Source organism: Nonomuraea sp. PA05, assembly GCF_008086045.1.
GTDB classification, from domain to species: Bacteria; Actinomycetota; Actinomycetes; order Streptosporangiales; family Streptosporangiaceae; genus Nonomuraea; species Nonomuraea monospora.
Window position 1 is genome coordinate 234,078 of record NZ_VSEY01000017.1, and the last position, 7,978, is coordinate 242,055.

Annotated in this window: 8 protein-coding genes and 1 pseudogene; 3 read left to right on the top strand and 6 right to left on the bottom strand. The window is 70.2% G+C overall.

All coding sequences use genetic code 11. The features are described from left to right. The first annotated feature begins 109 nt into the window (after positions 1 to 109). Together FXF51_RS27015 and FXF51_RS27020 are read left to right on the top strand one after the other, a co-directional pair. Positions 110 to 823 carry an SDR family oxidoreductase gene (locus FXF51_RS27015; RefSeq protein WP_148437457.1) on the top strand — a complete coding sequence of 238 codons (714 nt, stop codon included), beginning with the start codon at positions 110 to 112 and terminating at the stop codon, positions 821 to 823. Continuing rightward, a complete protein-coding gene (locus FXF51_RS27020; protein WP_222871476.1) occupies positions 805 to 1,236 on the top strand; it encodes a hypothetical protein in 432 nt (143 codons plus the stop codon). Before FXF51_RS27015 ends, FXF51_RS27020 begins: the two co-directional genes overlap by 19 nt. Positions 1,237 to 1,305: 69 nt before the next feature. Here the strand turns inward: FXF51_RS27020 and FXF51_RS27025 are convergent, their stop codons facing one another. From FXF51_RS27025 to FXF51_RS27040, 6 genes and pseudogenes are all read right to left on the bottom strand, one after another. After that, on the bottom strand, positions 1,306 to 1,491 hold the full coding sequence (locus tag FXF51_RS27025) for a DUF4236 domain-containing protein (protein ID WP_148437458.1): 186 nt from the start codon (positions 1,489 to 1,491) through the stop codon (positions 1,306 to 1,308). A gap of 106 nt (positions 1,492 to 1,597) precedes the next feature. After that, positions 1,598 to 2,560: a peptidoglycan DD-metalloendopeptidase family protein gene (locus tag FXF51_RS62025; RefSeq protein ID WP_222871477.1), complete on the bottom strand. Its 963-nt coding sequence runs from the start codon at positions 2,558 to 2,560 to the stop codon at positions 1,598 to 1,600. Positions 2,561 to 2,902: 342 nt separating this feature from the next. Continuing rightward, complete coding sequence (locus FXF51_RS27035; protein WP_148437483.1) at positions 2,903 to 3,499, bottom strand: sulfite oxidase-like oxidoreductase; 597 nt, start codon at positions 3,497 to 3,499, stop codon at positions 2,903 to 2,905. 108 nt (positions 3,500 to 3,607) lie between these two features. Next, positions 3,608 to 3,769: pseudogene (locus FXF51_RS63835) on the bottom strand (DUF6510 family protein); the annotation flags it as partial. 29 nt (positions 3,770 to 3,798) lie between these two features. After that, a complete protein-coding gene (locus FXF51_RS60990; RefSeq protein ID WP_187414588.1) occupies positions 3,799 to 3,972 on the bottom strand; it encodes a hypothetical protein in 174 nt (57 codons plus the stop codon). Positions 3,973 to 4,165: 193 nt separating this feature from the next. After that, a complete protein-coding gene (locus FXF51_RS27040) occupies positions 4,166 to 4,993 on the bottom strand; it encodes an alpha/beta fold hydrolase (RefSeq protein ID WP_148437484.1) in 828 nt (275 codons plus the stop codon). A 562-nt stretch (positions 4,994 to 5,555) separates the two neighbouring features. Between FXF51_RS27040 and FXF51_RS27045 the strand changes: the two genes are divergently transcribed. Next, positions 5,556 to 7,592 (top strand): catalase, encoded by a 2,037-nt coding sequence (locus FXF51_RS27045; RefSeq protein ID WP_148437459.1) that lies wholly within the window; start codon positions 5,556 to 5,558, stop codon positions 7,590 to 7,592. The last annotated feature ends 386 nt before the right edge of the window (positions 7,593 to 7,978 follow it).

Genomic DNA, 7,978 nt, shown 5'->3' on the forward strand with positions numbered 1-7,978 from the left:
TCATCCGCCTCCATCAGCCTTCGTCCGCCTTCATCCGCGGAGGGTGGTGTCACGTTCGGCCCCCTCGTCCCGGTCTAGTTACCGATCCGAGGAGAAGGAGCGGGACGCGATGAGGATGGCGGTGGCCGGCGGGACCGGCTGGGTGGGCAGGCTGGTGGTCGGGCGGGCTCGGGAGCAGGGCCACGAGGTCGTGGTGATGTCCCGCTCGGCCGGCGTCGATCTGATGACGGGGGCGGGCCTGGACGAGGCGCTGCGCGGCGCGGACGTCGTGATCGACGTGGCGAACGTCTCGACGCTCAGCCGCAGGAAGTCGGTGGCGTTCTTCGAGACCGAGACGCGCAACCTGCTGGCGGCCGAGGAGCGGGCGGGCGTACGCCACCACGTGCTCCTGTCGATCGTCGGCGTGGACCGGGTCGATTCGGGTTACTACCTGGGCAAGCGCCGGCAGGAGGAGCTGGCGCTGGCGGGCCCGGTCCCGGTGACGCTGCTGCGGGTGACGCAGTTCCACGAGTTCGCGGCGCAGATGCTCGGCAAGGTGCCCGGCCCGGTGAAGGTGGCGCCCTCGATGCTGAGCCGGCCGGTCGCCGCCTGCGAGGTCGCGGCCGAGCTCGTCCGCCTGGCCGAAGGGCCCGCCCAGGGACGGGTGAGGGAGCTGGCCGGGCCGGAGGTGCTGACGATGGCATCGATGATGCGCCGCCTGGCCAAGGGCAAGCTGGTGCTGACGGTGCCGGCCGGCAAGGCGATGGCCTCCGGGGGCGTCCTGCCGGACGGAGACTTCCGCAGCGGGGAGATCACCTTCGAGCAGTGGGCGGCGTCGCGGTGAGCGTCACGGCCAAGCGCTGGATGGCGGCGGTGCTGGCGGTGGCGGCGGCGTACCAGGGGGTGTGGGCGGCGGCGTTCCCGCGCTCGTTCTACGACGACTTCCCCGCGCCGGGGCTGCACTGGGTGGCGGCGCTCGGCCCGTACAACGAGCATCTGGCCGTCGACGTGGGGGCGCTCAACCTGGGCCTGCTGGCGCTGAGCGGGTGGACGCTGCGCCGGCCGGGCCGGGAGTCCCTGGCGGTGACGGGGGCCGTGTGGTCGGTCTACAACGCGATCCACTTCGTGTGGCACATGCTGCACCTGCACGTCTTCCCGATGTTCGACAAGATCGGTGTGGCGGTGATTCTGGGCGGCCTGCTGACTCTTTCGATCCTCATGGTGCTGCCCGTCAGGGAGCCCCGGGCGGCGCGGTGAGCAGGACCGGCCGCAGAACCGAGGGGGCGCGGGCCCGGCGCCCGCGCCCCCTTGCTCAAGCGGTGGTTCTCAGCGGCCTGCGCGGGTCTTGCGCCAGGTGAAGCCGCCGGGCAGGTTGACCGACACCGTACGGCGCCCGTCGGCGCCGCGGGTGACCCGGAACAGCCGGTTGCCCCAGCTGTGGCCGATGCCGCGGCGCGACAGGTTCAGCCGGAACGGCCCGAACTTGATGGACTTGCGGTAGCTCAGACCCATATCGCTTTCCTCCGTTGAGTTCGCGGAAAGCCTTCGACTACCCCGGCAGCGCGCGATATATCGGGTTGTTTAAAGCCGGGGTAACGGGCCGCCGCCGCGGGACGCCTCAGCCGAGCGGGATGACCGGCTCCGCCGAACGGGTGGCGTAGAAGCATCCCGTGGTGGGCAGGCTGCTCGCCGCCGGCGGGGTGGCGCCGTCGTACAGGGCCAGCAGGAAGTTCTGCGGGCAGCGGCGGGTGCTGCCGGTGCGGATGCCGAAGTGCAGGTGCGGGCCGGTGGAGTTGCCGGTGTTGCCGCTCAGCCCGATCTGCTGCCCGGCGCCGACCGACGCGCCGCCGGAGACCGACCACGACGAGAAGTGGCAGTAGGTGTAGATAGCGCCGTCGGTCCCGGTCAGGTTGATGCCGCGCCCGCACAGGCTGTCGTCGATGACCGTCACGGTGCCGGCGCGCACCGCGTAGACGGGGGTGCCGGTGCCGACGGGCAGGTCGATGGCGGGGTAGTCGTGGTGCGGGTCGTCGTACTCGCTGCGCGGCAGCGCGCCGCGGGCCAGGGGCAGCGAGAACGCGGGCGTCCCTGCCGAGGAGGTGATGCGGACGGCGTCGGCGACGACGTAGCCGGGCTGGCTGGTCCAGCGGCTGACGCCGACCACGTTGTAGTCGCCGGCGGACAGCGTGAACGTGCCGAGGCTGACCCAGCGCCCGCCGCCGGAACGCTGGTCGACGACCACGCTGCGGGTGCCGTCGGCGGTGGCGACCAGGAACGGGGTGGCGCTGTTGTAGCCGGCGTCGGCCGGGTACCAGACCTCGACCAGGTGGGCTCCGGCCGTCGCGATCGATGCCTTGAACCAGGCGGCGTCGCTGGTGGTGGTGTTCGGCGCGGCGAACCGGTAATCGGCGCCGTAGCGCTGGGCGGACCAGGCCGAGGTGCCCCAGTCGGCGCCGGCGGTGAACTGGCCGGCGGTGGCGTTGTCGACCGTGGTGGTGGCGGCGTTCGCGGGGACGGCGGGGGCGAGCAGGGCCAGGCAGGCGGCCAGGGCGGCGGCCGATAAGCGGGTGATGGTCTTCACGGGGCTGTACCCTCCGGGGGGTTCGAGGGGGTGGCACGGGTGAAAGTATTCAAGCAAGGTACGAATGTGAATGAAAGATATCTACATAGACCGAAGGGGCATGAGTGGCGCCGGCTCACCGACCTGCCGGGGTCAAGGGCGCGCCGTCTCCCGGCAGGCCTTCAGCCGCGTCCACGTGCCTTGCGCCACCGCTTCGGCCACGACGGCGAGCCTGCAGCCCGCCCGCGGGCGCGAGGATCTGGGCGATGCCATGGCGCAGCAGGGTGCCGGCGGCGCCGCCGGCCATGACCAAGGCGATGATCCGCAGGCGCAAATAGGCCGGGCGGGTTGGCACGGCGGTGGTCAGTCGTTCCAGTAGCGCTGTTCACGCCATGGGTCGCCGTAGTTGTGGTAGCCGGCCCGCTCCCAGAAGCCCGGCTGGTCGTGCTCCAGCAGCCGGATGCCCTGCACCCATTTGGCGGACTTCCAGAAGTACAGGTGCGGAACCAGCAGCCGGGCCGGGCCGCCGTGCTCGGCCGGCAGTGGCGCGCCGTCGAAGGTGTGGGCGATCCACGCCTGCCCGCCGCGCAGGTCGGCCAGCGGCAGATTGGTGGTGTAGCCGCCGTGGCAGTAAGCCAGCGCGAACTGGGCGTTCGTCTCCACCTCGGCCAGCAGCACGTCCAGGGACACCCCCTGCCAGTCGGTGTCGAACTTCGACCAGCCGGTGACGCAGTGGATGTCGGTGTGCGGGCTGTCTTGCGGCAGGTCCCGCAGTTCGGTCCAGGTCCAGGTGTGTTCGGTGCCGGTCTCGGTGAGGAGGGTGAAGTTCCAGTCGGCGGTGCCGACGTGCGGGGTGGGCCCGGCGGTCAGCACGGGGAAGCCGGTGGTCAGGGTCTGGCCGGGCGGCAGCCGGTCGTTCCGCTGGCCGCGGCCGGAAAAGCCCCGGGAGATGACGGCCATGCTCACACTCCTCCTGCCGGGCGGGTGTCGAGCCGGGTCAGGCCGGGCATCGCGCCGATGATCCCGCCGGGTGCCTCGATCATGGTCATCAGCAGGGTTGCCGCACGAGCGGCAGTGCAGCGCGGTCCCGGCGGCCGGGCCGTAGACGAGCGCCTCGGCAAGCGGAGCGTGCCGGTCACAGGCCGCGCACAGGCCGTATGCGGTGGTCATGTCCCGGCCGAAGAAGGCGGCCAGCGTTCCGGCCACGGCGTTGCCGTCGATGGGTGGCATGAAGATCCTCTCGTGATGGACGGTGCGGGTCAGCCGTGGCGTGCGGTGCGGATGTCGTCCGGCAGGTAGCCGAGGCCGGTCAGGAGGTCGGCGGCGTGCTCGACGAAGGCGGTGAGCCCGCGGACGTAGGCCGGCGGCGCCTGCTCGGCCAGTACGGCGTGGTCCAGCCGGGCGGTGTGGGTGCGGGTGTACAGCAGATTCACCCGGCCGGCTTGGCCCGCCAGTTCCTGGCGGTAGATGACCTGCCCGGGTGAGCGGAGCTGAGTACGGCAGCCGCATCGGCGTGTCGTCTGCCCGGCCCACCCTTGGCTTCCGAGTGGTCAGGGGCCGGCGGATCCTGATCTCGCGTCAGCGCGGCCCCGCGGTGATGGTGATCGCGCCGGTCGGCGAGTGCCGTCAGCCGCGCAGGAACTCCAGCAGGTCGGCGTTGAACTTCTCCTTGTCGCCCGGGACCAGCGCGATGCCGTGCGAGCCGCCCTGGTACACCTTGTAGGTGGAGTTCTGAATGATCTTTGCGGATTTGTCGCCGGAGGCCGCGATCGGCACCACCTGGTCGTCGTCGCCGTGCACGATCAGGGTGGGGATGTCGAACTTCTTCAGATCGGCGGTGAAGTCGGTGGCGGAGAAGGCGTCCACGCAGGCCACCCCGGCCTGGATGTTCTCGGCCATGGCCATCAGCCAGAAGGCGTCCTTGTTGCCCTGGGTCACCTTGTTGCCCGGGCGGTTGGCGCCGAAGAAGCCGTCGGCGGTGTCGCGCCAGAACTGCGAGCGCTCGGTGAGGATTCCCTTCTTGATCTTGTCGAACACCTCCTGCGGGGTGCCCTCGGGGTTGTCGGCGGTCTTGAGCATCAGCGGCGGCACCGCCGACAGCAACACGGCCTTGCTGATGCGGGAGGTGCCGTGCCGGCCGATGTAGCGGGCCAGTTCGCCGCCGCCCATCGAATGCGCCACCAGCGTCACCTCGCGCAGGTCCAGGGCGGTCAGGAGGTCGTTGAGGTCGTCGGCGAAGGTGTCGAAGTCGTAGCCGTCCCACGGCTGGCTGGAGCGGCCGTGACCGCGCCGGTCGTGCGCGATCGCCTTGAACCCGTTGTCGACGACCGCCTTCATCTGGTCGTGCCAGGCGTCGGCGTTCAACGGCCAGCCGTGGATGAACACGACCGGCGGGCCGCTGCCCCAGTCGTAGAAGAAGATCTGCTCATCGTCGCGGGTGGTGATGTACGGCATGGTGAGCCCTCCCCAGGGGTCGATGGTCATGTCGATGGACGCCGCGGGCACGCCCCGGCCCCCTTCGCGCAGCAGCCCTTGCCGAGGGCCGGACGGCGCACCAGGAGATCCGGGCACATCGCTCCAGGACAGGCAATACCGCGCTTCACAGTCGTCCTAAGGCCAAGGCCGGGTGCGGAGGTTTTTGCCTGTCCGCCCGATCGGCCGCGGCCAGGCCCGGGTAGGCCCGGGTAGGCCGCTTTGACCGCCCAAGCGGGGTCAGCGCCGATGGCAGCACCCACCGGCGGGGCGGGCGCCGGCCAGTGACGTGACCGGCTGCCCCACCCCGCCGGTGCCGTCACAAGCGGCCCGATGCGGGGATGAGGTCGGATCAGCGCGGAACACTCCGGGCCGTGGCCCGCCCGGGCGTCGGAGCCGAATGATGCCGCCCGTTCGGTCCGCACCACCGGGGCCGGCGGGTGACGCTCGTTGATCGGCGCGCCGGGGTTGGCGATGGAACTCCCGGGGGTAAAAAGAGCCGTGGCCCCCCGGTCCGAGCCATCGTCCAACACCGGGGGCCCATATGACCGACCACAACAGCGACAAACAGCGTCAGCTCAACCAGTACCGGGTCGATGACACCAACGCCCGCTACACCACCGACCAGGGCGTGCGCGTCGAGGACACCGACAACTCCCTGTCGATCGGCGAGCGCGGCCCGACGATCCTGGAGGACTTCCACTTCCGGGAGAAGGTGACGCGCTTCGACCATGAGCGCATCCCGGAGCGGGTGGTCCACGCGCGGGGCTCGGGCGCGCACGGGGTGTTCCAGGTGTATGAGTCGCTGGCCGAGTACACCTGCGCCGACTTCCTGTGCGACCCCTCGCAGCAGACGCCGGTGTTCGTGCGCTTCTCCACCGTGGGCGGCTCGCGCGGTTCGGCCGACACCGTGCGCGACGTGCGTGGGTTCGCCACCAAGTTCTTCACCCGGCAGGGCAACTACGACCTGGTCGGCAACAACTTCCCGGTGTTCTTCGTCCAGGACGCGATCAAGTTCGCCGACTTCGTGCACTCGGTCAAGCCCGAGCCGCACAACGAGATCCCTCAGGCGCAGTCGGCGCATGACACGCTGTGGGACTTCGTGCAGCTGCAGCCGGAGACCCTGCACACGATCATGTGGCTGATGTCGGACCGGTCCATCCCGCGCAGCTACCGGATGATGGACGGCTTCGGCGTGCACACCTTCCGCCTGGTCAACGCCGACGGCAAGGGCACGTTCGTCAAGTTCCACTGGCGGCCCAAGCTCGGCGCCCACTCGCTGGTATGGGACGAGGTGCTACGCGTGCAGGGCAACGACCCCGACTTCAACCGGCGCGACCTGTGGGAGGCGATCGAGGCCGGCCAGTACCCCGAATGGGAGCTGGGCCTGCAGCTGGTGCCCGAGGAGGACGAGCACAAGTTCGACTTCGACCTGCTCGACCCCACCAAGATCATTCCGGAGGAGGAGGTGCCGCTGCGGATGGTCGGCAAGATGACCCTCAACCGCAACCCGGACAACTTCTTCGCCGAGACCGAGCAGGTCGCCTTCTGCACCGCCAACGTGGTGCCTGGCATCGACTTCACCAACGACCCGCTGCTGCAGGGCCGCAACTTCTCCTACCTCGACACCCAGCTCACCCGCCTGGGCGGGCCGAACTTCCAGCAGATCCCGATCAACCGCCCGATCGCGCCGGTGCACAACGACAACCGCGACGGCTTCCACCAGCACATGATCCACACCAGCCACACCAACTACACCAAGAACTCCATCAGCGGCGGCTGCCCGGCCACCGGGGTGCTGGCCGGCGACATGAACAACGTGTTCAAGCACTACACCGAACGCGTCGACGGCGAGAAGATCCGCAAGCGCAGCCCCAGCTTCGCCGACCACTACAGCCAGGCCACCCTGTTCTGGAACAGCATGGCGGCCTGGGAGAAGGACCACATCATCAAGGCGTTCCTGTTCGAGCTCGGCCACGTACAGCGCCGCTACATCAAGGAACAGGTCGTCGACCGGCTCGCAGGCGTCGATGCCGGGCTGGCCGCGCACGTGGCCGCCGGCATCGGGCTGCCCGCCCCCACGGCCCGCGGCAGCAACCACGGCAAGAGCTCACCGGCGCTCAGCCAGGACAACCAGCCGGCCAGCCTGGCCACCCGCAAGATCGCGATCCTGGTGGCCGACACCACCGACACCGCCGCGCTCAACCCGGTGATGCAGGAGCTGGAAAGCGGCAAGGCGGTCTGCCATGTGATCGCCCCGCACGAGGGCATGGCCGGAACCCTGGCCGTTGACAAGCAGGTCAGCGCCGTCTCCTCGGTGCTGTACGACGCGGTGCTGTGCACCGGCGGTGAGGAACTGTCCGGCAACGGCTACGCCGTGCAGTTCGTCCGCGAGGCGTTCAGGCACGGCAAGGCCATCGGCGCGCTGGCCGACGGTGAGCCGCTGCTGCAGGCCGCCGCCCTGCCCGGCCGCCAAGGCGTGGTCGACTCCGCCGCGGGCGACGGCTTCACCGGCCAGTTCATCGCCGCCATCGTCAGACACCGCCACCACGACCGGGAGGTGACCGCCTTCCCCGCCTGAGATCCTCGCCTGCCGCACCGGCCACTTTTCGCGGCATCGGCGGGCCCCGCACACCTGCGCCCGGTTCTGGGCGCGCGGCGTACCCGAACGCAGGCGTGCCGAACGCAGGCGTGCCGATCGCCTGGCTCGCAACCTTCCGCCCGCCGCTCCATCCCGGACCGCACGGGATGACTGCAGCGGCGGGCGAACTCCGTAGCGTTGCCGAGCCACAGGTCAGACGGAAGTGATCTCCAGGGTGACCAGGCCGTAGTGGCTGGAGACGGTGCCCAGGCCCGCGGTGCACAGCGTGAGGTCGGTGGCGGCGCCGACCTGCTGCTGGACCACGGTGTCGCCGGCGAACAGGCCGGAGGTGACGGTGCCGGTGACGGTGACGGTGAGCACGCCGC

What these genes read in the sequence shown, in the direction of transcription:
- FXF51_RS27040 (WP_148437484.1), bottom strand. Translation starts at nt 4,993, where the DNA reads ATGCCGTACATCACCACCCGCGACGATGAGCAGATCTTCTTCTACGAC.
- FXF51_RS27035 (WP_148437483.1), bottom strand. Translation starts at nt 3,499, where the DNA reads ATGGCCGTCATCTCCCGGGGCTTTTCCGGCCGCGGCCAGCGGAACGAC.
- FXF51_RS27015 (WP_148437457.1), top strand. Translation starts at nt 110, where the DNA reads ATGAGGATGGCGGTGGCCGGCGGGACCGGCTGGGTGGGCAGGCTGGTG.
- FXF51_RS27045 (WP_148437459.1), top strand. Translation starts at nt 5,556, where the DNA reads ATGACCGACCACAACAGCGACAAACAGCGTCAGCTCAACCAGTACCGG.
- FXF51_RS27025 (WP_148437458.1), bottom strand. Translation starts at nt 1,491, where the DNA reads ATGGGTCTGAGCTACCGCAAGTCCATCAAGTTCGGGCCGTTCCGGCTG.